The organism is Paenibacillus dauci, assembly GCF_000971985.1.
GTDB classification, from domain to species: domain Bacteria; phylum Bacillota; class Bacilli; order Paenibacillales; family Paenibacillaceae; genus Saccharibacillus; species Saccharibacillus dauci.
Genome location: NZ_LAQQ01000005.1, coordinates 475,257 through 500,036, shown reverse-complemented (window position 1 = coordinate 500,036; position 24,780 = coordinate 475,257). Strand labels below are relative to the sequence as shown.

Here is a 24,780-nt window from a genome sequence, read left to right as displayed (position 1 = left end):
TGAGTAATGAATTTCCAGTATAACTTTCAAAAGGTTGTAGATATCAAATCAAGTGCTAAAAACCAGGCAGAATGGCTTTTGTCGACAGCATTGGGTGAGTTGCAGGCACAGGAACAATCACTGGATCAGTTACTGGAAGATCAGAACCGTACACTGGAAGCGATCAATCAAGCGATTGAACAGTGTGCTCCTATATCGGATTTACAGGATATGCAGCGTTATATTGCATATCTGGATCAATGCGTTGCCAAAAAAATAGCGGATGTTCATCGTGCACAAGTTGATGTTGAACACAAAAAGCTTCATTTAACCGAGAAAATGGTCGATGAAAAAGTATGGCTTCAAGCCAAAGACAAAGCAAAAGCAAAATTCATGCAGGAACATATGCTGCGTGAGCAAAATGCACTGGATGAGATGGCGACTGTACGATTTGCAATGCAATCGAGATAGAACGCCCTCTGAGCCATCAAGGCAGCACCCGAACACTGAGAATGTAAACGGTTTACTTTATCAGTAAAAGGGAATAATGAAGGATGTTTTTGCTCAAGGAGGATTACCGTGGCGAAGAAAAATCTGGATTTGGATACCGATATGGAAAAGGAGTCCGGTGGACTTGGAAGGTTGCTTTTTATCGCTACTCCAATTCTGTTTACCCTCGTATTAGTAGGCGCAATCGTAATGCTGTTCAATACAAATTTGCGGGCTAGCATGTTTCAGACACTGGACAAAATTCCTATAGTGAAAAATTGGGTCCCATCTGCCGATAAAGGTAATAGCACAGATGTGGCATCCAATCAAAATGAAAGTAATGCAGCAACTGTCGACCAATTAAAGCAGCAGCTGGATGAATCCAAAAAAGCACAAGCTACACAGGCAGCAGAGCTTAAGAAGCTGCAAGATCAAATGAAAACCCAGACTCCGGGAACTGCCGGAGCGACAACAGGCACGGCAACAAATGGTACAGCAACTACACCTGCAGCTGGTACAGCACCAACGGGTACGACCAACACCGTGACTACACCAACAGAGCAGGATAAGCAGTTGAAAAATCTGGCGAATGTCTATTCCGATATGAGTGCTTCCAAAGCAGCAGCAATTATGCAGAATATGACTACAGATGAACAGGTACTAATCTTCAGTAAAATGAATTCACAGGATCAGGCTAGCATTTTGCAGAAAATGGATCCCAAAGTTGCAGCAGATACGTCGCTTGCTTTGAAAAATGCAACTTCAGCAAGTTTGGCTGCTCTGCAGACCAAAACCGGTAGTGCACAAAATGCGAAAGCACCAGCCGGTTCCAAGCTGGATAATGAAGCACTTGCACAAACATTTACAACAATGCCGGCCAATAGCGCTGCATCCTTGCTTCTCCAAACAGCTAAAGTAAGTCAGAGTAAAGTACTACAGGTTCTGAATACAATGGACGATTCAACAAGAGCCAGTGTGCTATCGGCAATGTCTACCGAAGATCCAACAGGAACTGCACAGATTCTCAATCGGTTAATGGCGAATTAACCTCACTAGGAGGTATCGGAATCATTTCCTATTCTATCGAAAACAGTCATAAGCAGGAAGTCCTTCTTATTAAAATTTGCTCTCCTGGAGGTGATAATATATGAGTATGATACTTCAAAACACAACAACAACCACAACAGCAGCAACAGCTAAGACACCGGGAGCAGCTTCGGCTGCAGGAACAACGGGTGCGACAGGGGCAGGATTCAATCAGGCACTGACGTACGTTATGGGTTCCGCGGGTACAGCAGGTACAGCTGCAAATGTCACTACTGCCGGTCAGGTTTCTGCAGGAATTATTGGTTCTGCTGCTTCGCTACTGGAGATGCTTCAACAAGTCATTTCCGGTGAGCAAGACAACACAGGAGGGACGCAGGGAGAGCAAGTTGAGAAAGTCGGCAAATTAATGGAAGATCTGCTTGGGAAGCTGGAAGATATGGATGCTTCTATTGTTAATGATCCTGCTCTAATGCAATCACTACAGGCATGGCTGGTTCAGGTTCAACAGGTATTATCCGGAGACGGTGAATCACAGCAGCAAGGAACAGAAGGTGGGGAACCGGTAGTCACTGGCCAACAGACAGCTCAGCAGCCATTGACAGCTGCACTGCCAGCCATTGCACAGCAGCCCGAGACACTGCGTTTTGCAGTAGCAGATGCGGTATCACAGGTCGTTGACAAACTGCAGACGGTTCAGAGTGGAAGTCAGCAGGCAGATCCGAAGCTGGAACAACTGCTAAATAATCTTCAGAACGTATTGCAGCAATCCGGTGAATCGACAATGGGTCAATCGGGTAGCGGGCAAGGTGGTAATCAGCAACAGCAGTCCAATAATCCGTTTCAGACTATAGCTGTACAGGATACAACAGCAGCAGCCAGTACGACTATAGCACAGACCGAAAATACAGCTGAGAGTGTAGAGCCGGTTACCAGTCAGACACAGCATCAGGAACCCATTATCGTAACAGCTGGACAGCTGGCTATGAAAGCAGATGCCGCTCCACTGACAACGACTGCACCACCACCTACAATGAATGCTCAGAACTTTTCTCAGGAAATGGGCAAATTCATCGTAAGCAAATTTGATGTTCAGCAATTAAACGGTGTATCCGAAGCCAAAATCATCTTGAATCCTGAACATCTGGGACAGGTTGATGTGAAGATCACCATTCAGGATGGACAGCTGATGGCTCAATTCATTACTGAAAAACATGGAGCCAAAGATATGTTGGAGCAGCAAATGGCACAGCTTCGTTCAGCGCTTCAGGCACAGGGACTTCAAGTCGAAAAACTCGAAGTTACTCAAAGTTCTTCGATGCAATCCGATATGTATAATGGAGGGCAAGGATTCCAGTCAGGTTCGGATCAACAACAATCGGGTCGTCGTTCCAAATCCAAAGAAGAACAAAATGGTGATGCTGTTCTTGCAGCAGAACTTGGTAATGAACTAAACGAATGGCGTGAAGAGCGAGTGAACATGCGAGGTGCCAACAGAACGCCTTACGGCAGCACTTACGTAGCAAAAGCATAATTAGGAAATAGAGGTGAATGTTTTGCCGAATTTGATTTCCACATCGAACACATGGCCCAATTATTCTGCAAGTAATGTAAAAACGGCCGCAGCTACACAAAAGTCCGAATTGGGACAAGATCAGTTTATGGCTCTGCTGGTTGCTCAATTAAAAAACCAGGATCCTATGTCACCAATGGACAATTCACAGTTTATCGCTCAGATGGCTCAATTCTCCTCACTGACACAATTAACAAAAATCGGAGAAAAGCTTGATAATTTGAAGGGATCTGTCGATACATCATTAGGGGCTTCTTCAGAACTGATTGGCAAGAAGGTCACCTGGTTGAATGAAAAAACAGACAGCAAGACAGGCGAGAAGACATCCACTTACGAAACAGGCGTTGTAGAAGGTATCGTAATGAAAGGTGGAGTACAGTACGCACAGGTAGGCGCAGACGCAGTTCCACTCACTTTGATTGCCAAAGTAGAGCCAGCGACCGCCAAAGCAGCTGAAACAAAACCTGCAGCAAGTACCGCAGCAGATACGGCTGCAGCTACACCGGACTCTACGACACCAGCCAGTACAACAGCACCTACGGCAACTGAAAGCCCAATTACAGTACCTGCTAGCGAGAGCAACACAGATACTACATCTTCAAATGATACACCTGCACAACCGGCAGCCGCTGCGGAAGAAACAACCAGCACTGCACAGCCAGCTGCAGAACAAGCACCGTCAGTACCTGCTTCATCTACAACGGATGCGGAAAGTAGTGCCACTGAAGAAAGTACTACAGCAGCAGATTCAGAGGCTGCAGTGTCATGAGCGGCCCGATCCAGGTAGGCCAGCTGTATCCGTCCAATATCAATTCCGGATTGCTAGGACGCAGCAAGAATACCACATCAGGTTCCAAACCCAATGAATTTCAAAACATTCTTGATCAGAACCTGCTAAAGTTCAGCAATCACGCCTCCAAACGTCTGGAACAAAGAGGAATTGAATTCAGCAAGGAACAAATGAACAGCTTGAATCAGGCTATTGATAAAGCTGCTGCTAAAGGCTCCAAAGATTCCCTGATCTTGATGCAAAACAATGTCGCTCTTATCGTCAATGTGCCTAATAGGACCGTTGTTACCGCCATGGATGGCAACTCAATGAAAGATAATGTATTTACTCAAATTGATAGTGCTGTAATTATCTAATTCTCTGGCCGGACCAGTAATGGAGAGCCAGGAGACTGCCGACCGACTGACGCAGTCTCAACCATCACATTATGTATTCATTAGGAGGAAATATTAATGTTAAGATCCATGTATTCCGGCGTGTCAGGTATGAAAGGTTTTCAAACTAAACTGGACGTCATCGGTAACAACATCGCAAACGTAAATACAACAGGTTTTAAAAGCTCCCGTGTTATGTTCCAGGATATCCTTAGCCAGACAACCAAAGGCGTAACGGCTCCAACAGAAGGCGAGAGCGGCGGTGTGAATGCTCAACAGGTAGGTCTGGGTGTGAAAACTTCCTCCATTGATACTCTTCATCTGGCTGGTAGTGCACAGACTACGAATAACCCGACAGACCTGCGTATCGATGGCGATGGATTCTTCGCAATCAAGCTTTCTGCAGATCAAGAAGTTCCTTACCTCACACGTGCCGGTGACTTCCATGTGGATGCTTCCCGTCAGTTGGTTACTTCGGATGGTGCATTTGTAGTCGATAATGGTGGAGCTCCAATTCAGATCGATGAAGGTGCGGTATCATTCAGTATCCAGAACAATGGTACTTTGCTGTATACGATGGCTGATGGAACAACTGCTGCTGGTCCTCAGCTGGGAGTTGCAAAAGTAATAAACCCGGGTGGTCTAGAGAAAATTGGTGGAAGTTTGTACCGTGTAACTCCTAACGCCAATCCAGATGGCACGATTGAACTGGTAAATGCTGCAGATCCAGCGAATGGTACAGGCGCGATCGTAGCAGGTCAGCTGGAAATGTCCAACGTCGATCTGACAGGTGAATTTACCGAGATGATCGTTGCACAGCGTGGTTTCCAGGCGAACTCCCGTATCATTACAACTTCTGATGAAATTCTGCAGGAAGTTGTAAACCTGAAACGATAATCTAGACAGCTAGAGGGAGGAATAATATCTTCTCCCTCTTCTTAAATAGCAAGTAACATTCAAGGAGGGGTAATATGATCCCTGTCACGCGGCTTAACGGTTCCCCCATGTGGGTTAATGCCCTGCTAATTGAAATGGTGGAAGAAACGCCTGATACCTACATCACATTAATTACAGGTAAGCGTATGATTGTATTGGAAAAGGCGGCAAAAGTGACGAGTCTGGTTCAAGAATACAACAAAAGTATAGGCACACTTACTGGAACAATTAAGGTGCAGCATATGGAGGAATTGGAATGAAAAAGTTACTACCCTGGATAATCAGCGGGGTATTGGCACTGGGTTTGATTGGTGTTGTCGCATTTTTCCTGATGGGAAATGTTTTTGGGGACAAAAAACCAACGACTGCTGCCGAAGCCGCGGCGGCCGAGAAAGCCAAGTTGGAGAGTATGACAGCAACCGAGATTGCCGCTGTATCATCAGACATCACAGATATGACTACCAACCTGGCAGATCCTTCTTATGTAGTAAAAATCAGCTTCTCGTTTCAACTGGCTGATGAAGAAGCCAAAGCAGGGTTTGATCTGATCAAAGATCTCAAAATCAAGCCGATTATTGTCAGAACACTGGCAGATACCAATCCGGATGAGCTCAACAGTGCCAAAGGCATTGACCAGTTGGATGCCAAACTGCTTAAATTGATCAACAGTGCATTGCCTGCCGAAGGTGGCAAGCTGATCGACGTACAAGTATCCGACCGCATCGTAAGTTCCATTTAATAGAGAAAGCTGGAATCAACCTAATCTTAACAATAAATCAATTTACAATCGTAAGGGGGTGAGATTATGGTAGATGTATTATCCCAAGGAGAGATAGATGCCCTTTTAGCGGCACTTTCTTCCGGGGAAATGGATGCGGAGGAACTTAAAAAGGAAGATACTCAGAAAAAGGTCAGAGTATACGATTTTAAACGGGCTGTCCGTTTTTCAAAAGATCATATCCGGAGCTTGACCCGGATTCATGAGAATTTTGCGCGTTACCTGACTACTTATTTCTCGGCACAGCTTCGTACTTTTGTACAGATTAGCGTCGTTCAGGTTGAGCAGCTTCCTTATGATGAATTTATACGTTCTATTCCCAAAATGACGATTTTGAATATTTTTGAAGCGGAGCCCTTGGAAGGCCGGATGGTACTGGAAGTTCATCCGAATATTGCTTTTGCCATGCTGGATCGCCTGCTTGGTGGCACAGGGGCAGCACCTTCCAAAATCAACGCACTGACTGAGATTGAGACAACGATCATCGAGCGTGTGTTCAGTCGAACGTTCGAGAGCCTGCAGGAAGCGTGGAAGACTGTTATTGATCTGTCACCACGTATGGAAGCGCTGGAGACTAACCCGCAATTTATGTCACTGGTATCTCCCAATGAGACAATTGCCCTGATCTCGCTAAGTACTAAAATTGGCGATACGACAGGGATGATTAACCTCTGTATTCCGCACGTAGTTATTGAACCTGTAATGCCGAAGCTGTCGGCACATCACTGGTTCGTTTCTCAGAAAAAAGAACCGGCACCTGAAGAAGTAGCAGCGCTGGAGCACCGTGTGAACCGTGCGCAACTGCCAATCATTGCCGAACTGGGCGATTCCCGATTATCGATTCAAGAGTTTTTGAGTTTGTCGGTAGGAGATGTTATCTCGCTCAATAAGCCAGTACATGATTCACTATCCATAAAAGTAGGCAATCAGCTCAAATTTATAGGAAGCCCGGGTATGGTAAGAGACCGGGTAGCCGTTCAGATTGACGAGATCGTCAGTGAAGGAGTGGAAGAAGTTGACGAGTAAAGATTATTTGTCACAGGAAGAGATTGACGCTTTGCTCAAGCAGTCGTCCGGTGATGATGACAGCGCAGCATCCGGAACGGCGGGTAAGAGTGTAGATGATTTTCTGACTCCGCTGGAACAGGATGCCCTTGGAGAAATCGGGAATATTACATTTGGTAGTGCAGCGACTGCGTTATCTACCCTGCTGGGACAAAAAGTTGATATTACGACTCCTCAGGTAGGTATTATAACCCGTACTGAATTTGAAAATGAATTTCCTAAGCCGCATGTAGCGGTTCACGTAGAGTATGTGGATGGATTCCAGGGAATCAATTCCCTTGTTATCCAGACACGGGATGCTCAGGTGATCGCGGACTTGATGCTCGGAGGTGAAGGCCATCCAAAGGACGAAGAGTTGAATGAAATTCATGTCAGCGCCGTACAGGAAGCCATGAACCAGATGATGGGTTCATCTGCAACTTCGATGTCCACCATCTTCAACCGTTTTGTTAATATCTCACCACCAGGAATTGATATCCTGGACGTAAGCAATGATCAAGGTGTCAGCATGCTGCCAGCCGAAGAGACACTCATCAAAATCTCTTTCCGCTTACTGATAGGGGATTTGATTGATTCCACTATTATGCAGCTGATCACTGTAGAATTTGCTAAGTATATGGTAGATATTCTGATCAATGGTGGAGAAGAAGCAGCACCTGAGCAACCTGCTGCAAGTGCACCAGCGGCTCCCGTAGCGCCTCCACAGGCAGCAGCACCGCAGGCAGCAATGCCTCCGCAACAAGCTCCTGAACAGCCTGCAGCGCCTCCTATGATGCCGCCGCAGGGAATGCCAGCTTACGGTCAACAACCACCGTATGGCATGCCAGATCAGCCGTATCCGCAGTATCCTCCATATCCGTATCCTCCGGGTTACGGTATGCCGCCTCAGCCATATCCGCAGGCACCACAGCATTATGGCGCACCGGCAGGCAGAGAGGTTAATGTCCAACCTGTTCAATTTGCTAACTTCGGCGCAGGAGCAGCTCCTAACCTGGATGAAAATAATTTGAACTTATTGATGGACATTCCACTCAAAGTCACCGTAGAATTAGGAAGGACCCAACGGCAAATTAAGGATATACTCGAATTGTCCCAGGGAGCCATTATCGAACTGGACAAATTGGCAGGGGAACCAGTAGACATTCTGGTTAACAACAAATTGATCGCCAAAGGCGAAGTTGTTGTTATTGATGAAAACTTTGGTGTCCGTGTCACAGATATCGTAAGCCAGTGGGACCGAATTCAAAAAATACAATAATGATCACTCAGGGAGGATTTTAAATCAATGGCAAACCGAATTCTTATCGTGGATGATGCAGCTTTTATGAGAATGATGATCCGGGATATTTTAACTAAAAATGGTTACGAAGTTGTAGGAGAAGCGCAAGACGGAGCACAGGCAGTAGAGAAATTCAAAGAACTTCGTCCAGACCTCGTTACTATGGACATCACAATGCCTGAAATGGATGGCATTGCTGCACTGAAAGAAATCAAAAAAATGGATGGCGGAGCTAAAGTAATCATGTGCTCGGCGATGGGTCAGCAGGCTATGGTTATTGATGCTATTCAAGCAGGAGCCAAAGATTTCATCGTAAAACCTTTCCAGGCTGATCGTGTTATTGAAGCGATTAGCAAAACGCTCGGAGTATAGGAGAATATTCCCATGTCAGGTTCAGCAGCCACAATGGGAGGAACAGGCGATTATATCCTAAACCTAGTTTGGGTTATAATCGTCTTGGCTGTAATAATAGGCCTAATCATTTTACTGCTCCGGTTCCTGGGCAGGAAAAATCAAACCTGGTTGTCCCGCCGTGCCATCCGCACTATAGGCGGGGTAGCTATGGGCCCAAACAAGTCGTTACAGGTGATTGAAATTGGCAACAGCGTCTATCTAATTGGTGTAGGAGAAGATATCACTCTTGTAGATAAAATCTCTGATCCTGAAGAGGCAGAACTGATTATAAGCTCTTTTCAATCCGAATCGGTGGATCAGAACAATATTCTGACTCCGCTAATCTCCAAACTCAGCAACCGTTTCCGTCCTAAGTCTTCCGTGCAGGAAGAAGAAATTGGTGATACGGATGCTTTCCAGAAAGTGTTTGAAAGCAAACTGCGCCAGATTCCGAATCGCCGGCAGAAGATGGAAGAACTGCTGAAAGAGGAAGATTCTACAGATCGGTCGAGGGATTCATGAAAAAAAAGCTGATATTAACCTTTATGATGCTTTTTCTAGTTAGCTTCTTATCGGTTCACCCCATATTTGCTGCAACAGCTGATCCGATACCGAATATTGATATTCAGATCGGAAATAATGATAACGCAGCAGATGGCCCGGCGACCAGCTCGCTGTCTATTTTGCTTTTGATTACACTCATCAGCATCGCGCCATCTTTTCTGGTATTAATGACCAGTTTTACACGTATTGTGATTGTGCTCAGCTTTGTCCGGACTTCATTAGGGACTAACCAGATGCCTCCCAATCAGGTACTGGTAGGGCTGGCTTTATTTTTAACTATCTTTATTATGTCGCCTACTTTATCTCAGATGAACCAGACGGCATTGCAACCTTATCTAAAAGGCGATATTAGTCAGACACAGGCTTTAAGTGCAGCAGAAAAGCCAATCAAAGAGTTCATGTTCAAGCATACGAGAGAAAAGGATTTACTGCTTTTCCTAGAATACACCGGTACAGCCAAACCCAAAAATGTAGAGGATATTCCGCTTACGGTTATGGTTCCTTCTTATGCAATCAGTGAATTGAAAACTGCTTTCCAGATGGGCTTTATGGTCTTTATACCGTTTCTTGTCATCGACATCGTAGTTGCGAGTGTTCTGATGGCCATGGGTATGATGATGCTACCACCTGTAATGATTTCACTTCCTTTCAAAATTTTACTATTCGTACTGGTCGATGGCTGGTATCTCATCGTCAAATCGCTATTGATTAGTTTTAATTAGTGCAGCACCCAAACACCTGATTAAGGGAGGTAAATCATGAGTTCGGAGTTTATCATCGGTATGGCAGGACAAGCGGTATACACCGTTTTAAAAATCAGTGCACCGATGCTTATTCTGGGACTTGTAGTGGGTCTGATCGTCAGTATTTTTCAGGCCACTACCCAGATCCAGGAGCAAACTCTTGCCTTTGTACCTAAAATCGTAGCTGTAATGCTCGCACTGCTGTTATTTGGTCCATGGATATTAACAGTTATGGTTGATTACACTGGCGATATCCTGGGCAATCTATACAAATACATTGGTTAGGCTGATTGCTTATGGAGACACTGCTACAAAGTTTTCCTGTTTTTTTGCTTGTTTTTTGTCGAATGACCGCTTTTTTTGTAATATCACCTATTTTTTCATCCAGAAGCGTACCTAACACCTTTAAGATAGGCATCGCTTTTTTTATCTCACTTTTGATTTATCTGATCAAAGGAACATCGGTAACTATACCGGAAGAAGCCGGATTATATGTACTGCTGGTGCTTCGTGAAGTTATGATCGGTTTGTTGCTCGGCTATGTCGCTTATCTGATGTTTACGGTTATCCAGATGGCCGGTTCATTTATCGATATTCAGACAGGGTTTGGTATTGCCAGCGTATTTGATCCTTTGACTGGAGCTTCTGCTCCGATGATCGGTAACTTCAAATACATGTTTGCCATCCTGCTATTTCTGAGTATGAATGGTCATCATTATCTGATTCAATCCGTATTGTACAGCTATGACTGGATACCGCTGGATGCAGAGATCATGAGCAAAATGACGAATGGATCGATCAGTGAGTTTTTGATTCGTACATTCAGTAACTCGTTTATGATTGCTTTTCAGATGGCCGCACCTATCGTAGTAGCCATGTTCCTGACAGATGTGGGACTTGGATTTCTGGCACGAAGTGCTCCACAGTTCAATATTTTTGTCATTGGCGTACCTGTCAAAATCATTATTGGTTTGATCATGCTGATGCTGCTGACGCCAAGTTTTGCTTTTATATTTGAACACTTGTTTGGACAGTTGTTTCAGGCGATGCAATCTTTACTAAAAGTAATGGGTACAGCACCACCATCCAAGTAGACTTCGAAGAAAGGAGGCTGTCCATTGGCATTCAGGTTACGTATGAATCTGCAGTTGTTCTCCGGTGAGAAAACAGAGGAGGCAACGCCCCAGAAACGCAGGGAGACCCGTAAAAAAGGGCAGGTTGCAAAAAGTATGGATATACCAGGATCAGCAATCATGCTGGGTGGGATATTCTGCTTGCTTATGTTTAATGACTTTTATATGAAACGTATTACCTGGCTGTTTACGGATGCCTTCATTCATCGGCTGTCTACCGATGTAACGATTGCCAACATTATGCAGATGTTGGGCCAATATGCCATACAGATTTTACTACTGTTGGCTCCGGTCTTCGGCATTGTGGTGGTATTAGCATTAGCGACGAGTTATGCGCAGGTAGGCTTTCTGCTTACAGGAGAGCCGATCATGCCCAAGTTTAGCAAGCTGGATCCTATTAAAGGTTTTAAAAATATTGTTTCTATCCGCTCATTAGTGGAATTTGTTAAATCAGTACTAAAAATGAGTGTGATTGGATATCTGGTGTATACCACTCTGAATGGAGCGCTCCATGAGATTTCCAAAACAGCGTATATGTCTGTTGAAGCGATTCTTCATTTTGCAGGCGGGCTGACAGTCAATCTTGGAATCAAAGTAGGCGTGGCTCTATTTATACTCGCTATCTTTGATTACATGTATCAGCGATACGAGCATAACAAAGGAATTCGGATGTCCAAGCAGGATATCAAGGATGAATACAAAAAGTCGGAAGGGGATCCGTTAATAAAAGGTAAAATCCGTGAAAGGCAGCGCCGTATGGCGATGCAACGGATGATGCAAGAAGTTCCTAATGCCGATGTTATCATTACCAACCCTACTCACTTTGCAGTAGCCCTGAAATATGACAATTCACAAATGGCTGCACCACAAGTAATCGCAAAAGGGCAGGATCATATGGCATTACGAATTAGAGAAGTCGCCAAACAAAATCGTGTAGTGATTATGGAAAATAAACCACTGGCACGAGCATTGTTTGCAAGAACTGAAATTGGTGAGTCCATACCCGCAGATTTGTTCCAGGCTGTAGCGGAAGTTCTCGCTTATGTATACAAAGTCAGAGGTAAAACAAAGTAAGGGATCGGAGGGCTGAATAACATTGAAGAAAAAAGACCTGGTTGTCCTTGTAGGCGTTATTGGAATTATTATGATGATGATTCTTCCGATCCCGGCATGGCTGCTCGACGTATTACTCATCGTAAATATCTCACTGGCAATGATTATTTTGCTGATTGCGATGAATACCAAGGAAGCGCTGGAATTTTCCATATTCCCTGCAATGCTGTTGATTACAACATTATTCCGCCTGGCGCTTAATATATCTACAACCAAATTGATCCTCGGACAAGGTGAAGCAGGGTCGGTTGTTGCCACATTCGGCAGCTGGGTAGCTGGTGGACAGATAGCAGTAGGTTTCATTGTCTTCCTGATTCTGGTTATTGTTCAATTTATCGTTATTACTAAAGGTTCGGAACGGGTAGCAGAGGTAGGAGCTCGTTTTACACTCGATGCAATGCCCGGTAAGCAGATGAGTATCGATGCGGATTTGAACGCAGGTCTGATCAACGAACAACAAGCCAGAGAACGACGCAGCAAAATTGAACGTGAAGCCGATTTCTATGGTGCAATGGATGGTGCGAGTAAGTTCGTTAAAGGGGATGCTATTGCAGGTATTATTATCCTCCTGATCAACTTGATTGGTGGATTTATTATTGGGATAGCGATTCATGGAATGGCATTCGCTGATGCTCTTTCGACGTATTCCATATTGACGATCGGTGATGGTCTGGTAAGTCAGATTCCGGCGCTTCTTATTTCTACAGCAGCAGGTCTGATCGTTACCCGTGCATCTTCCGAAGGCAATCTGGCTGATGATATTACCAAGCAGCTGTTTTCCTATCCAACTTTGCTCTATATTGTAGCGGGCGTTATTACGCTGCTGGGTTTATTTACACCTATTCACTTCCTCACGACTTTCCCGCTGGCGATTCTGCTGTTTATTGCAGCGCGCCGTATGCAGGCAAATCTCACTCAGAAGATGGTGGAAGCCGAACAACACGAAGAAGAACAGCAGATCGAAGAAGTGCGCAGTCCGGAAAGTGTAATCAATCTGCTGCAGATCGATCCAATCGAATTCGAATTTGGTTATGGATTGATTCCGCTGGCAGATACACAGCAGGGCGGAGATTTGCTGGATCGGATTATTATGATTCGTCGTCAATGCGCACTGGAACTGGGTCTTGTGGTCCCTGTTATTCGTATTCGCGATAATATCCAGTTGAAACCAAATGAATATGTAATCAAAATTAAAGGGAATATTGTAGGCGGTGGTGAATTATTACTAAACCACTACCTGGCCATGAGTCCTGGTTTTGATGATGATTCCATTACGGGTATAGAGACTTTAGAACCAGCATTCGGTCTGCCTGCTCTATGGATTGATGAATTGACCAAAGACCGTGCCGAATTATCGGGCTATACGGTAGTCGATCCACCTTCGGTGGTAGCTACGCATCTGACCGAGCTGATTAAAAAGCATTCCCACGAATTGCTGGGACGTCAGGAGACACGCTCTCTGGTCGACAATCTGCGTGAGAATTACCCTGTATTGGTAGATGAACTTATTCCTTCTGTACTATCTGTAGGTGATGTACAGAAAGTATTGGTTAAATTATTAAAAGAGAAAATATCCATTCGCGACATGGTAACCATTTTTGAGACATTAGCAGATTATGGAGCTTACACCAAAGATCCGGATGTATTGACCGAATATGTACGCCAATCTCTGTCACGTCAGATTACACAGCAGTTTACAAGCCAAGGCGAGACACTGCGCGTGATTACGGTCGGTCCTAACCTGGAAAAGAAAATTGCAGAAAGTGTGCAGCAATCCGAGCAAGGTACCTATCTTGCACTGGACCCTGTATCTACGCAATCGATGTATCAGAAGATTAACGAGCAGGTTAACCGTCTGCTCCAAATGGGACAACAGCCTGTTGTGCTGACTTCACCGGCAATACGTATGTATCTGCGACAGTTGATTGAACGTACCATGCAGGATATACCCGTTTTATCCTATAGCGAACTGGAACCGAATGTTGAAATTCAGAGTGTCGGGGTGGTGAACTTATGAGAGTAAAACGCTATATCGTTGATACGATGCCGGACGCCATGCTGAAAATACGCACAGATCTGGGCAGTGACGCCGTTATACTGAGCACCAAGGAACTGAAAACCGGCGGATTTCTGGGCATGTTCCAAAAAAAGAAAATCGAAGTTATCGCAGCAGTAGAAAAAGAACAGGTCCAGGAAGCACCCAAAGCGCAGCCTGAACCTGTTGTCACAGCGGCTACTCCTGTTCCCAAAAAAGCCGTTCCGGATGCTTATCGTAAGTCTAGCCAGGCTTTTGCAGAATCTATGCGTCAGGCACTTGCAGCGGATCAACCGGCGGCTGTATCTTCTGCACCGGCAGCGGTATCTCCACTGCCGGAAGAAGAACCTTTTGTACCTGAAGTGGATCGTGCAAGATTGCAGCACGTCCAGGCACCAGCAGCTACGGTAGCAAGTCCCCTATCCGATCCGGCAGATCAGATGTCCGAGCAGCGTCTCTTTGAAGAACTGCGACAGATGAAGCAGATGATGGCCGATCTGACACGGGACAAGGAAAGAGCTGAACTGCCGGAGTCACTTCATAATCTTATGAACCAGCTTAAATCCCAGGGCATTGAACAACCATTGCTGGATCAATGGATGGACCGCATTGTAGAGCAGTCTGCCAATCTGGAGTCTATGACAGCCAGTGAAGCCAAATTGGCAGCAAAAGCACAAATTGAGCAATTTACCGACTCACGAATTGGTGGCGGTATTGCTGCAGAGACCCGTATCGTGTATATTGCTGGTCCAACCGGGGTAGGAAAGACGACTACCATCGCCAAGCTTGCTGCCGAGCAGTTATTCAAATACAAACGCAAAGTAGGATTTATCACGTCCGATACGTATCGTATATCGGCTGTAGAACAGCTAAGAACCTATGCTTCCATCCTTGGTGTACCGCTTGAGGTAGCTCAATCACCAGGAGACTTGCAGCGTGCTTTGCAGCGTCTATCCGAATGTGATCTGATTCTGATGGATACGGCTGGGCGCAATTACAGAAATGAGCTGCTGGTATCTGAACTGCAAAGCCTTCTGGCTCCGCTGGAACAAAGTGAGACGTATCTGGTGCTGGCACTGACATCCAAAACGGAAGATATGCGCACAATTACTGATCATTTCAGCAAGTACCCACTGGATAAAGTGATTTTTACCAAGGCTGATGAGACAGGAAGTTATGGTGCGCTGTTTAACTTGTTGCAAGATCATCCGCTGCGTCTGTCCTATATGACCAATGGACAGAATGTGCCGGATGATCTGCTTATGCCAAGTCCTGATTTTCTGGCAAATCTGTTATTGGGAGAAATCTTGCCATGATGGACCAGGCCCAATCGTTAAGAAACCTGATGTCTGCCAAAGCCAAAGCTCTTGAAGCTCCTGAACGCGGTGCGAAAAACGCTAAGTTTGTTGCCGTGACGAGTGGGAAGGGCGGTGTGGGAAAGTCGAATTTCACATTGAATTTCGCACTTGCCCTGCAGCGCCTTGGACGTAAAGTTCTTGTATTCGATGCAGATATAGGAATGGCAAATATCGATGTTTTGATGGGCGTGCGTTCGCAATACAATCTCTCGCATCTTTTAAGCGGGGAAAAACAGATTGATGAAATTATTGAAAAAGGTGCAGGTTCACTGCCTTATATTGCTGGTGGATCGGGCTTAAATTCATTATTTTCGCTCTCTGAGAAAGATTTAGTTTACTTTACTACTCAAATTCAAAAAATTGCTGCCGATATGGATTATATCCTGTTTGATACAGGAGCGGGACTTTCGAAGGAAACTTTGCAGTTTATTATGTCGGCTGATGAATGTATTGTAGTCACGACTCCGGAGCCAACAGCGATCACCGATGCTTATGCGCTGATCAAAGTAGTCTACGGTATGGAAGAGAGTACAAACTTCAAATTGGTAGTCAATCGGGCAGAGAGTCAAAAGGAAGCGGTGCAAACCTCCGACAAAATCAGGCTGGTTACCAGCCGCTTTCTGAATCTCGAAATTCCAATGCTGGGATTTGTAAGTGATGATGCTCATGTCAGCCAGTCGGTCAAAAAGCAGGTTCCCTTTTCAATCCATGCTCCTGGATGTCACGCTTCGAGGGACATTCAAAACCTGGCGATGCAATATGTGGTTTCACCGGATGCACATCAGGAAGGAAGCTTAACAGGAATCAAAGGATTTATACAGAAGTGGATGCGGCGTACTAAATGATTCTGTAGGGACAGAGGTGCTATCACTATGGCAACTTATAAAGTACTGGTTGTAGACGACTCCCCGTTCATGCGAAAAATTATTTCTGACTTGATTGAGGCTGACGCTACTTTCCAGGTAATTGACACAGCAAATAACGGATTAGAAGCTACCCAGAAAGTTATGGAGCTTAAACCCGATGTAGTTACAATGGATGTTGAAATGCCCGAAATGAATGGTTTGGAAGCGCTGAAAGTGATTATGGCTCAGCGTCCGGTTCCGGTCATTATGCTGTCGGGCATTAATGAGCAAGGAATGCGAGAGACAATCATGGCGCTGGAGAATGGTGCCTTTGACTTTATCCGTAAACCTTCAGTCAGTAATTCCCAGGATATCGAAGAAGTGGGACAACAGCTGCTCAGACAGCTCAATACAGCTGTACATGTATTGGAAAGACGCCGCAAACGGGCGGAACAGAAAACCATGGCGGCTGACGCTGCTCCGTCGCCATCCCTGCCGGAAGTTGAGAAGAAACGTGAAGAGAGCATTACTCCTTCTTCTTCTTCTCAGGCAGCGCCTCATCCTAATAAATCGTCTATCGAGGATTCTTCCCGGCGTCCTCAACCTGGGATTCTTAATCCACCGCCTGCCGGCAAATCTGCACCACCGCTTAATAACCGGTTAGCTCGGCCTGGACGTAATGAAGATCTTGGTCCAACCAGACCAGCTGTGCCTCCAAAATCAACGGAGTCACGGTCTACCGCAGCGAGCCCACTTAAGCCTGCTGAACCGAAAGTACCAAAAACGCCAGGGGCACCAATAAATCCGTTGTCGCGTAAAGAGCCTGAGAAGCCTTCCGTTCCATCTTCGCCTGCTTCTGCTCCTTCGGGTCCTGTTGCAGGTAAAACTTCCCACACAGACGCTCCTGCGGCTTCTATTGGCAAACTGGTGGCTGTAGGCTGCTCAACTGGTGGACCTAGAGCATTAAAAAGCTTTCTTGAGAAGATTCCAGCAAATTTCCCGGCTCCTATCGTGATCGTGCAGCATATGCCGCCGAACTTCACACGTTCTCTTGCTCAGCGACTAAACAGCCTGAGCCAGATTACTGTAGTAGAAGCCGAACATGGAATGCCGCTTCAACCAGGAACAGCTTATATTGCGCCAGGAGGTTATCATATGACAGTATCCCGTAGTCAGGGCGGCTATCGTATCCAACTTTCGCAGGAACCTCCGCGCAATGGGCATCGTCCTTCTGTGGATACTCTTTTTGCCTCAATCCGTCCATTCTCCGATCTTCAGCGTTACGCTGTCATTATGACGGGAATGGGAAGCGATGGCGCAAAGGAAATGAAAAATTTATACGACAGTGGAGTAATCCCTACCTTCGCAGAAAACGAAGATACCTGTGTCGTGTACGGAATGCCGAGATCGGCTGTAGAGCTTGGATGTGTAAACCACCTCCTGCCATTACCTGAAATTGCGCCTAAACTTGTACAAATCGTTAAATAGCTTATAACAAGCATTATGTTACTTTATGGAGGAGGTGTCTCACGATGGACATGAATCAATATTTATCCATGTTTATTGATGAGTCGAACGATCATCTGCAGTCATTGAATGAAAAAATGCTGGAACTAGAAAGCAACCCTACAGACCTGGGTATTGTACAGGTTATTTTCCGCTCAGCGCATACGCTGAAGGGGATGGCTGCTACAATGGGATTTGAAGATCTGGCGGCGTTGACGCACCAGATGGAAAACGTACTGGATCTGGTACGTAACGAAAAGCTCGCTATGCAGGAATTTATCTTTGATACCCTGTTCAAAGGACTGGATGCCCTCGAATCGATGGTACAGGACATTACACAGGGCGGAGAAGGTAAAGCAGACGTTACTGCCATTGTGGAATCACTACAGGCAATCGTACGCGGAGATATTCCTGCAGCCGGCGCACCGGCAGCGGCCGCAACGGCTCCTGCTGCAGCACCAGCTGCTTCAGCGAATATTGCTGTTAAAGACAGCAAAGGCATTCAGCTGGATGAATTCCAGCAATCGGTTATTGAACAATCCATGGCAGAAGGCCATCAGGCATTGTATATGGAAGTAGCCATTCGTGAAGATTGTCAGCTCAAAGCAGTTCGTGCCTATATGGTGTTCGATCTGTTGGAACGTTACGGTGACGTTATCAAATCCGAACCTTCCACTCAGGATATTGAGCAGGATAAATTCGAACGCAGTTTCTCTCTGTATTATGTTACGCAAAAAGACCCAGCTGAGCTGGAACCGATGGTAACGAGCATTTCCGAAATAGAAAGTGTGAATGTAACACGCCTGGATGCACAATCCCTCAAAGAGATGTCTGCTGCACCGGCAGTAGAGCCTGAAGCAACTGAAGCTGCGGCTCCTGTAGCACAAACGCCAGCAGCAGCTCCAACGCCTGCTCCAGCTGCGCCAAAAGCGGCTCCCGCAGCGGCTCCAAAGGCAGCTAAAGCACCGGCACCAGCACCATCACGTACGATTCGTGTCGATATCGACCGTCTGGATGTACTGATGAATCTGTTCAGCGAACTGTTGATTGACCGTGTTCGGTTGGAACAGCTGGCAAGTGAAGTGAAAGTTCCGGCACTCACCGATACTGTAGAGCATATGGGACGTGTAAGCACGGATCTGCAAAATATCGTCCTCAAACTACGGATGGTACCGGTAGATACAGTATTCAACCGCTTCCCTCGTATGGTACGCGACCTTGCTAAATCGCTTGATAAGAAGCTGGATCTGATCATCATCGGCTCCGAAACCGAGCTGGATCGTACGGTTATTGACGAGATTGGCGACCCGCTCGTTCACTTGCTTCGCAACTCGGTAGACCATGGTGTAGAACCGGTAGCCGATCGTATAGCAGCTGGCAAGGAAGAGACAGGTACAGTCAAACTGAGTGCATTCCATAGCGGTAACCATGTATTCATCGAGATCGAGGATGATGGCCGTGGTATCAATCGTGAGAATGTTCTCAACAAAGCAATCAAAAATGGCATTGTATCACAGGATGTAGCTAACACCATGAAGGACGAGGAAGTGTATCAACTTCTGTTTGCTCCAGGTTTCAGTACGGCTGAGGTTATCTCTGACGTATCGGGACGCGGTGTTGGTCTGGATGTAGTTAAATCCAAAATCACCTCTCTGGGTGGCCATGTTATGGTTACTTCCGAACTTGGAAAAGGGACGAAGTTCTCTGTACAGCTGCCACTGACACTGTCCATCATTTCGGCAATGCTGATCCGTGTCGGATCGGAAAAATATGCGATTCCACTGACTTCAATTGTGGAAACCGGCATCATCAAAGCGAAGCAGGTACGTGATCTGCATGGCAGTCAGCTGATTCCTTATCGCGATACGCATATCCCGCTTCTGTCCCTCAGCCGTGTATTTGAAGTTCCTGACTTCGATGAGCGTGAAGAGGAAGAAACCGAGATTGTGGTTATCCGAAAAGGTGACAAACTGGCAGCTATTGCAGTAGAGAACTTCATCGGCCAGAACGAAATCGTTCTGAAAAGTCTGGGAAGTTACCTGCCGGAAACACGCGGCATCTCCGGTGCAACTATCTTGGGAGACGGCCAGGTTGCTTTGATTATTGATCCGAATGCATTTATCAAATAATGCAGCCCATTATTGAGGAGGATTTACCCATGGATGAATTAAAAGTTATCGTTTTCAAACTAGCAACAGAAGAATACGGCATTGAAGTGGATAAAGTACAGACCATTGAGCGTATGATGCCGATTACCCGCGTTCCAAAAACACTTGGTTTTGTCAAAGGGGTAATCAACCTGCGCGGTGTGGTAATTCCGGTTATTGATCTGCGTGGTCGTTTTAACCTGCCAGGTCAAGAATATAATGATCAGACACGTATCATCATTGTTGAAGTAGAGAAAATGCAAGTCGGCTTTATCGTCGATTCCGCAAATGATGTAGTAGATATCAAACGCAGCAGCATTGAAAAACCGCCTGAAGTAGTAGGCGGCGTCAAAGCCAGATATCTGGATGGTGTAGCAAAGCTTGATGAAGAACGGCTGCTGGTTATGCTCAATCTTGCGGAAGTGCTGGACAAGACCGAAGTTGTTCAGCTAGAAAGCATCGAGGACTAATATGGACCTGTTCAAAAAGCTTGAGGGGTTCAAGATGGATGTGCTCAAAGAAGTTGGGAATATCGGGGCAGGGAATGCAGCCACTGCCCTCTCCCAACTTCTGGACAAGCCTATCGATATGGCTGTACCCAAAGTGCAGATTCTTCCTTTCGAACAGATCGCCGAGAAGGTGGGTGGTCCCGAACAAATCGTTCTGGCTATCTTTTTCCGGGTCGAAGGAGAAGCACCGGGTAACCTGTTTTTCGTTCTTACTCCGGAAGCAGGCAAAGGTCTATTGAAGCGTTTGGCGGGCATTGAAGCCAGCGATGAAGAATTTTTTACGGAAATGGAGCAGTCAGCACTCGCAGAAATTGGTAATATATTAGCAGGATCTTATTTATCTTCCCTCGCTGATTTTACCGGTCTGTCCATGAGCCCTACCGTTCCGGGACTGTCAATGGATATGGCAGGTGCTATTCTGAATTACGGACTTCTCCAGTTCGGTCAAATGGGCGATGATGCTCTGCTGATCGATACCACATTCCTGGAAGGGAATGAAGAAGTAGAGGGACAGTTTTTCCTGATTCCGGATCCCGAATCATTTGATAAAATATTTAAATCGTTAGGAGTTCCGCTCCAAGATGATTGAAGAACAAAATGTCGTCAAAGTAGGTATGGCCGATTTGAACGTCGTGAAGACATCCGGAGTTATTCGAACGACGGGATTAGGGTCGTGTGTTGGCCTTACGCTGTATGACAAAAATGTTCAACTGGCTGGTATGGCCCACGTCATGCTGCCTTCTTCTGATATCGCACGCGAAGGGCAGCTTAATATTGCGAAGTATGCAGATACGGCATTGCCGGAACTGCTGAAAAGAATGACGGATATGGGGGCTATACGCTCACGTCTGGTCGCCAAAATGGCTGGCGGAGCACAGATGTTTACTTTTTCAAGTGGTGGTGATCACATGCGTATTGGTCCTCGCAATGTGGAAGCCTGTAAATTATTTTTAAAAGAATATAATATTCCCTTACTTGCCGAGGATACAGGCGCGAACTACGGACGTACCATCGAAATGAATTGTATTACGGGTATGTTGTCGATTCGCAGTGTACAAATGGGTAAGAAGGAAATATAGGGTATGGCAGGGAATATTAAACTTAACCTCTGGTTTGGGATAATAGGGTTTGTTATTACCTTCCTTGTCTCTTTTGGAAATAATTTATGGACCACAAGTCTCTTTAGAGGAATATTAGGATTTATAGTGTGGTTCCTGCTGGCATTCGTACTGCGCTTTATTCTGGGGATTCTAGCGAATCCCGCAGGCGCAGTACCGAAAATGCCGAACGGGGACGAAGTACCAACTCAACAGGAGCTTTCTCAGGACGATCAGGACAGAGGAAGCCATTTTGATGTTGTGACACCTGATCAGGACAACGAGTTGCATGATTTGCTGACACCGAAGCCAGCAGATTCAGGGCAGAAGGACGAATTTGCTCCTCTCAACCCTCCCAAACTGGTTTCAACCAAGCAACAAGATCCAGAGGAACTGGCGAAGGCTGTACGCCATCTGACACAAAAGTAAGGAGGGTGAAAGCAATTGAGCGAGCAAAAAGGAAGTCATCTTAACCACATCGAATTATGGATCCAATGGAAAGAACATGGCGATGTAGAAGCCAAAAAAAGATTGATCGAAAACCACCTTGGTACTGTTGAATATGTCTCAAGCCGCCTTGCTATCGGTCTCCCCAAAAATGTATCCAAAGATGACCTGATGAGTAACGGGGTTATGGGATTAATTGATGCCATCGAGAAATTTGATTATAAACGCGGTCTGCAATTCGAGACGTATGCGTCCTGGCGGGTAAGAGGCGCTATTTTGGACGGATTAAGACAAGGGGACTGGGTTCCTCGTTCTGTACGTGAAAAAGCCCGCAAAATTGAAGATGCCTATCAACAACTGGAACAAAAGTATATGCGCTCTGTCTCTGATGCAGAAATCAGCGATTATCTTGATGTAAGTGAACGTGAATTCCAGACCATGCTGCAGGATGTCGCGGTTATGACCATCACTTCACTGGAAGATCCTATCCGGGAAGAAGAATCAGAAACACGGATGTCTCTGATTGTGGATGAAAAAGCCAAAAATCCGGATCGTTCTGTCAATGATTTTGTACTGAAAGATCTGCTGATGAAAGGGATCGAGAAGCTTACAGAAAAAGAAAGAACGGTTGTGTCACTACTTTATTATGAAGACCTGTCACTTAGTGAAATCGCAGAAGTTATGTCACTGTCTCCATCACGGATCTCGCAATTGCATTCCAAGGCAATTCTTCGTCTCCGCGGAGCTCTTGACAAACAAAGAGGTCTGTTAATGCAAGATATGTGAACGCCGCTATAAGCAGGAAAGGGGAATATGGCGTGACCTCTCAACTATTGCTGGACGAATACATGAAGCTTAGCTTTTCAAATGACAAGTCTATAGCTTATCTGGAACTTACGAAACACGATGAACAGTTTGAATGTACTGCTGAACAACTGGAGGGATTTTTGCGTACACAGGGAGTGACCTACGGTATACGTATGGAGGAACTGCAAAAGATTGCCCTTCAGCCGGAACAATATGAATCAGAAGCTATCGCAGTAGCCTTTGGAATAAAACCGGTTAACGGGATCGACGGCAAAATTCAATACAATGTATCACTGGACTCCAATCCAAGAAGACCACTTGAAACAGAAGATGGAAAAGTGGACTACAAAGAAATTATACGACTTAATAATGCAATGAAGGGGCAACTGATCGCCGAGAAGGTCGATCCACAGCCCGGTGAGCCTGGCGTAGATGTCAACGGCGAGCCCATTCCGTACAAGCCCGGCAAAGAAGCGCGCTTCAAGATCGGCAAAAATATTGTACTGAATCCCGAACAGACTGCCATGTATGCGGCGATTGACGGAATGATTTCACGCACAGATAACGGCAAAATCAATGTATTTCCCGTTTACGAAGTCAATGGGGATATTGATTACCATACAGGCAATATTGATTTTGTGGGAACCGTTGTAATTCGCGGTAATGTACTTTCCAATTTCCGGGTAAAAGCATCTGGAGATATCCGTGTAATAGGCGGAGTGGAAGGTGCTGAACTGGAAGCCGGCGGTTCTATCGAAATTACAGGCGGCATTATCGGTTACCATAAAGGACTCATCAAAGCTGCAGTCGATGTGAAAACCGGTTTTATCCAGGACGGCCACGTACAGGCTGGAGAATCGGTTATTGTTTCCCAGAGTATTATGCACTCCCAGGTACAAGCGGGGAACAGCATATTCTGTAACGGCCCCAAAGGTCTTGTAGTAGGTGGACATCTGCAGGCAGGCGAAATTATTGTGGCTCGCACGATCGGTAATACTGCCTACACCGTAACTGAACTGGAAGTAGGTGTACTGCCCGAACTGCGCAACCAACTTGTTACTTTGAGAAATGAGCTCAAAACGCATATGGAGAACCTTGATAAAACCGAGAAAGCACTGAATTTGCTGGATCAATTGGCAGCAGTGGGACAGCTTGGTGCGGATAAAATGGCACTACGTATCAAATTGTCGGCAACCAAAAAAAGTCAGCTGCGTGAGCGTGATGAGAACAAGGACAACATTCTCAATATTGAGAGAACACTGGAGCAGTCTGCTAATGCAAAAATTGAGGTTGTTCATACGATTTATGGAGGATCCAAGCTGGTCATTGGCCGTTATACCAAGTATATTAAAGATACGGCACAGCGCGTTCACTTCATTTTCGAAAATGGAGACATCGCAATGCTGTCCAATCACTAATTAAATTGTGAGGGCAGGTGTACGTCATGGGAATGAGAGCTGTAGAATTACAAATTGCTGTACCTCGTACAAGTGATGCAGGAAAGATTCAACAGGAGCATCTTATACGTCCGGCTCTGGAGCAGTCGATGCTTTCGGATCAGATGAAAGAGCAGGCAGACCGTGCACGTACACGAAGCGATGGAGTCAAGGAGTCTTCCTCCGCCTCTATTCATGATGGTCATTCCGATGAGCATCATGCTTCTGGCAGACATCATGAGCAGGAAGAGGCAGCCATTCAGGAACCTGCTCCTGCAGAACATCCATACAAGGGTAAACATATCGACCTGTCCTTTTAAAGACAGGTTTTGTTTGCCAT

At 45.7% G+C, this 24,780-nt stretch carries 28 protein-coding genes; all 28 read left to right on the top strand.

All coding sequences use genetic code 11. From position 1 onward, the window contains the following. The first annotated feature begins 6 nt into the window (after positions 1 to 6). Positions 7 to 450: a flagellar export protein FliJ gene (fliJ, locus tag WH46_RS19955; RefSeq protein ID WP_017813677.1), complete on the top strand. Its 444-nt coding sequence runs from the start codon at positions 7 to 9 to the stop codon at positions 448 to 450. Between the two features lie 108 nt (positions 451 to 558). Next, on the top strand, positions 559 to 1,515 hold the full coding sequence (locus WH46_RS19950; protein WP_046228039.1) for a MotE family protein: 957 nt from the start codon (positions 559 to 561) through the stop codon (positions 1,513 to 1,515). A 100-nt stretch (positions 1,516 to 1,615) separates the two neighbouring features. After that, entirely contained in the window at positions 1,616 to 3,046 is a 1,431-nt protein-coding gene (locus WH46_RS19945) for a flagellar hook-length control protein FliK (protein WP_046228038.1), read from the top strand. A gap of 22 nt (positions 3,047 to 3,068) precedes the next feature. Next, positions 3,069 to 3,854 carry a flagellar hook capping FlgD N-terminal domain-containing protein gene (locus tag WH46_RS19940; protein WP_052714309.1) on the top strand — a complete coding sequence of 262 codons (786 nt, stop codon included), beginning with the start codon at positions 3,069 to 3,071 and terminating at the stop codon, positions 3,852 to 3,854. Then, on the top strand, positions 3,851 to 4,231 hold the full coding sequence (locus WH46_RS19935) for a TIGR02530 family flagellar biosynthesis protein (RefSeq protein ID WP_017813681.1): 381 nt from the start codon (positions 3,851 to 3,853) through the stop codon (positions 4,229 to 4,231). The genes WH46_RS19940 and WH46_RS19935 overlap by 4 nt, the downstream gene beginning before the upstream one ends. Positions 4,232 to 4,327: 96 nt before the next feature. Continuing rightward, the gene (gene flgG / locus WH46_RS19930) at positions 4,328 to 5,146 is read left to right on the top strand and encodes a flagellar basal body rod protein FlgG (RefSeq protein ID WP_017813682.1); all 819 of its coding nucleotides are present in this window, start codon (positions 4,328 to 4,330) and stop codon (positions 5,144 to 5,146) included. A gap of 74 nt (positions 5,147 to 5,220) precedes the next feature. Then, entirely contained in the window at positions 5,221 to 5,445 is a 225-nt protein-coding gene (locus WH46_RS19925) for a flagellar FlbD family protein (RefSeq protein WP_017813683.1), read from the top strand. Beyond that, complete coding sequence (locus WH46_RS19920) at positions 5,442 to 5,924, top strand: flagellar basal body-associated FliL family protein (RefSeq protein ID WP_017813684.1); 483 nt, start codon at positions 5,442 to 5,444, stop codon at positions 5,922 to 5,924. Before WH46_RS19925 ends, WH46_RS19920 begins: the two co-directional genes overlap by 4 nt. Before the next feature lie 66 nt (positions 5,925 to 5,990). Further along, a complete protein-coding gene (gene fliM, locus WH46_RS19915; protein WP_017813685.1) occupies positions 5,991 to 6,989 on the top strand; it encodes a flagellar motor switch protein FliM in 999 nt (332 codons plus the stop codon). After that, positions 6,979 to 8,286, top strand: a complete 1,308-nt coding sequence (gene fliY, locus WH46_RS19910; RefSeq protein ID WP_017813686.1) for a flagellar motor switch phosphatase FliY — start codon at positions 6,979 to 6,981, stop codon at positions 8,284 to 8,286. Before fliM ends, fliY begins: the two co-directional genes overlap by 11 nt. 27 nt (positions 8,287 to 8,313) lie before the next feature. After that, positions 8,314 to 8,679 (top strand): response regulator, encoded by a 366-nt coding sequence (locus tag WH46_RS19905; protein WP_017813687.1) that lies wholly within the window; start codon positions 8,314 to 8,316, stop codon positions 8,677 to 8,679. Positions 8,680 to 8,712: 33 nt separating this feature from the next. Continuing rightward, positions 8,713 to 9,222, top strand: a complete 510-nt coding sequence (locus WH46_RS19900) for a flagellar biosynthetic protein FliO (protein WP_231584390.1) — start codon at positions 8,713 to 8,715, stop codon at positions 9,220 to 9,222. Next, positions 9,219 to 9,986 (top strand): flagellar type III secretion system pore protein FliP, encoded by a 768-nt coding sequence (gene fliP / locus WH46_RS19895; protein WP_017813689.1) that lies wholly within the window; start codon positions 9,219 to 9,221, stop codon positions 9,984 to 9,986. The genes WH46_RS19900 and fliP overlap by 4 nt, the downstream gene beginning before the upstream one ends. A gap of 36 nt (positions 9,987 to 10,022) precedes the next feature. Then, the gene (gene fliQ, locus WH46_RS19890) at positions 10,023 to 10,292 is read left to right on the top strand and encodes a flagellar biosynthesis protein FliQ (RefSeq protein ID WP_017813690.1); all 270 of its coding nucleotides are present in this window, start codon (positions 10,023 to 10,025) and stop codon (positions 10,290 to 10,292) included. An 11-nt stretch (positions 10,293 to 10,303) separates the two neighbouring features. Beyond that, complete coding sequence (gene fliR / locus WH46_RS19885) at positions 10,304 to 11,101, top strand: flagellar biosynthetic protein FliR (RefSeq protein WP_026136229.1); 798 nt, start codon at positions 10,304 to 10,306, stop codon at positions 11,099 to 11,101. 42 nt (positions 11,102 to 11,143) lie between these two features. After that, positions 11,144 to 12,214 (top strand): flagellar biosynthesis protein FlhB, encoded by a 1,071-nt coding sequence (gene flhB / locus WH46_RS19880; RefSeq protein ID WP_046228133.1) that lies wholly within the window; start codon positions 11,144 to 11,146, stop codon positions 12,212 to 12,214. A 22-nt stretch (positions 12,215 to 12,236) separates the two neighbouring features. Next, complete coding sequence (gene flhA / locus WH46_RS19875) at positions 12,237 to 14,270, top strand: flagellar biosynthesis protein FlhA (RefSeq protein ID WP_017813693.1); 2,034 nt, start codon at positions 12,237 to 12,239, stop codon at positions 14,268 to 14,270. Continuing rightward, positions 14,267 to 15,604, top strand: coding sequence for a flagellar biosynthesis GTPase FlhF (gene flhF, locus WH46_RS19870; protein WP_046228036.1), 1,338 nt, complete (start codon positions 14,267 to 14,269; stop codon positions 15,602 to 15,604). Before flhA ends, flhF begins: the two co-directional genes overlap by 4 nt. After that, positions 15,601 to 16,491 (top strand): MinD/ParA family protein, encoded by an 891-nt coding sequence (locus WH46_RS19865; RefSeq protein ID WP_017813695.1) that lies wholly within the window; start codon positions 15,601 to 15,603, stop codon positions 16,489 to 16,491. The genes flhF and WH46_RS19865 overlap by 4 nt, the downstream gene beginning before the upstream one ends. Positions 16,492 to 16,518: 27 nt before the next feature. Further along, positions 16,519 to 17,979 carry a protein-glutamate methylesterase/protein-glutamine glutaminase gene (locus WH46_RS19860; RefSeq protein ID WP_046228035.1) on the top strand — a complete coding sequence of 487 codons (1,461 nt, stop codon included), beginning with the start codon at positions 16,519 to 16,521 and terminating at the stop codon, positions 17,977 to 17,979. 44 nt (positions 17,980 to 18,023) lie between these two features. Continuing rightward, positions 18,024 to 20,126: a chemotaxis protein CheA gene (locus WH46_RS19855; protein WP_046228034.1), complete on the top strand. Its 2,103-nt coding sequence runs from the start codon at positions 18,024 to 18,026 to the stop codon at positions 20,124 to 20,126. Between the two features lie 29 nt (positions 20,127 to 20,155). Continuing rightward, a complete protein-coding gene (locus WH46_RS19850) occupies positions 20,156 to 20,614 on the top strand; it encodes a chemotaxis protein CheW (RefSeq protein ID WP_017813698.1) in 459 nt (152 codons plus the stop codon). Position 20,615: 1 nt separating this feature from the next. Next, complete coding sequence (locus WH46_RS19845; RefSeq protein WP_026136230.1) at positions 20,616 to 21,242, top strand: chemotaxis protein CheC; 627 nt, start codon at positions 20,616 to 20,618, stop codon at positions 21,240 to 21,242. Next, positions 21,235 to 21,732, top strand: a complete 498-nt coding sequence (locus WH46_RS19840; RefSeq protein ID WP_017813700.1) for a chemotaxis protein CheD — start codon at positions 21,235 to 21,237, stop codon at positions 21,730 to 21,732. The genes WH46_RS19845 and WH46_RS19840 overlap by 8 nt, the downstream gene beginning before the upstream one ends. 3 nt (positions 21,733 to 21,735) lie before the next feature. Next, positions 21,736 to 22,179, top strand: a complete 444-nt coding sequence (locus WH46_RS19835; RefSeq protein ID WP_017813701.1) for a hypothetical protein — start codon at positions 21,736 to 21,738, stop codon at positions 22,177 to 22,179. A 15-nt stretch (positions 22,180 to 22,194) separates the two neighbouring features. Further along, positions 22,195 to 22,983, top strand: a complete 789-nt coding sequence (locus WH46_RS19830; RefSeq protein WP_017813702.1) for a FliA/WhiG family RNA polymerase sigma factor — start codon at positions 22,195 to 22,197, stop codon at positions 22,981 to 22,983. A 32-nt stretch (positions 22,984 to 23,015) separates the two neighbouring features. After that, positions 23,016 to 24,422, top strand: coding sequence for a DUF342 domain-containing protein (locus WH46_RS19825; RefSeq protein ID WP_407944422.1), 1,407 nt, complete (start codon positions 23,016 to 23,018; stop codon positions 24,420 to 24,422). Between the two features lie 26 nt (positions 24,423 to 24,448). After that, on the top strand, positions 24,449 to 24,760 hold the full coding sequence (locus WH46_RS19820) for a hypothetical protein (RefSeq protein WP_046228033.1): 312 nt from the start codon (positions 24,449 to 24,451) through the stop codon (positions 24,758 to 24,760). The last annotated feature ends 20 nt before the right edge of the window (positions 24,761 to 24,780 follow it).

Excerpts from the sequence above, each read along its gene's own strand:
- fliJ (WP_017813677.1), top strand. The coding sequence starts at position 7 with ATGAATTTCCAGTATAACTTTCAAAAGGTTGTAGATATCAAATCAAGT.
- WH46_RS19945 (WP_046228038.1), top strand. The coding sequence starts at position 1,616 with ATGAGTATGATACTTCAAAACACAACAACAACCACAACAGCAGCAACA.
- WH46_RS19935 (WP_017813681.1), top strand. The coding sequence starts at position 3,851 with ATGAGCGGCCCGATCCAGGTAGGCCAGCTGTATCCGTCCAATATCAAT.
- flgG (WP_017813682.1), top strand. The coding sequence starts at position 4,328 with ATGTTAAGATCCATGTATTCCGGCGTGTCAGGTATGAAAGGTTTTCAA.
- WH46_RS19925 (WP_017813683.1), top strand. The coding sequence starts at position 5,221 with ATGATCCCTGTCACGCGGCTTAACGGTTCCCCCATGTGGGTTAATGCC.
- WH46_RS19920 (WP_017813684.1), top strand. The coding sequence starts at position 5,442 with ATGAAAAAGTTACTACCCTGGATAATCAGCGGGGTATTGGCACTGGGT.
- fliM (WP_017813685.1), top strand. The coding sequence starts at position 5,991 with ATGGTAGATGTATTATCCCAAGGAGAGATAGATGCCCTTTTAGCGGCA.
- WH46_RS19905 (WP_017813687.1), top strand. The coding sequence starts at position 8,314 with ATGGCAAACCGAATTCTTATCGTGGATGATGCAGCTTTTATGAGAATG.
- WH46_RS19900 (WP_231584390.1), top strand. The coding sequence starts at position 8,713 with ATGGGAGGAACAGGCGATTATATCCTAAACCTAGTTTGGGTTATAATC.
- fliP (WP_017813689.1), top strand. The coding sequence starts at position 9,219 with ATGAAAAAAAAGCTGATATTAACCTTTATGATGCTTTTTCTAGTTAGC.
- fliQ (WP_017813690.1), top strand. The coding sequence starts at position 10,023 with ATGAGTTCGGAGTTTATCATCGGTATGGCAGGACAAGCGGTATACACC.
- fliR (WP_026136229.1), top strand. The coding sequence starts at position 10,304 with ATGGAGACACTGCTACAAAGTTTTCCTGTTTTTTTGCTTGTTTTTTGT.
- flhB (WP_046228133.1), top strand. The coding sequence starts at position 11,144 with ATGAATCTGCAGTTGTTCTCCGGTGAGAAAACAGAGGAGGCAACGCCC.
- flhF (WP_046228036.1), top strand. The coding sequence starts at position 14,267 with ATGAGAGTAAAACGCTATATCGTTGATACGATGCCGGACGCCATGCTG.
- WH46_RS19865 (WP_017813695.1), top strand. The coding sequence starts at position 15,601 with ATGATGGACCAGGCCCAATCGTTAAGAAACCTGATGTCTGCCAAAGCC.
- WH46_RS19860 (WP_046228035.1), top strand. The coding sequence starts at position 16,519 with ATGGCAACTTATAAAGTACTGGTTGTAGACGACTCCCCGTTCATGCGA.
- WH46_RS19855 (WP_046228034.1), top strand. The coding sequence starts at position 18,024 with ATGGACATGAATCAATATTTATCCATGTTTATTGATGAGTCGAACGAT.
- WH46_RS19850 (WP_017813698.1), top strand. The coding sequence starts at position 20,156 with ATGGATGAATTAAAAGTTATCGTTTTCAAACTAGCAACAGAAGAATAC.
- WH46_RS19845 (WP_026136230.1), top strand. The coding sequence starts at position 20,616 with ATGGACCTGTTCAAAAAGCTTGAGGGGTTCAAGATGGATGTGCTCAAA.
- WH46_RS19840 (WP_017813700.1), top strand. The coding sequence starts at position 21,235 with ATGATTGAAGAACAAAATGTCGTCAAAGTAGGTATGGCCGATTTGAAC.
- WH46_RS19835 (WP_017813701.1), top strand. The coding sequence starts at position 21,736 with ATGGCAGGGAATATTAAACTTAACCTCTGGTTTGGGATAATAGGGTTT.
- WH46_RS19820 (WP_046228033.1), top strand. The coding sequence starts at position 24,449 with ATGGGAATGAGAGCTGTAGAATTACAAATTGCTGTACCTCGTACAAGT.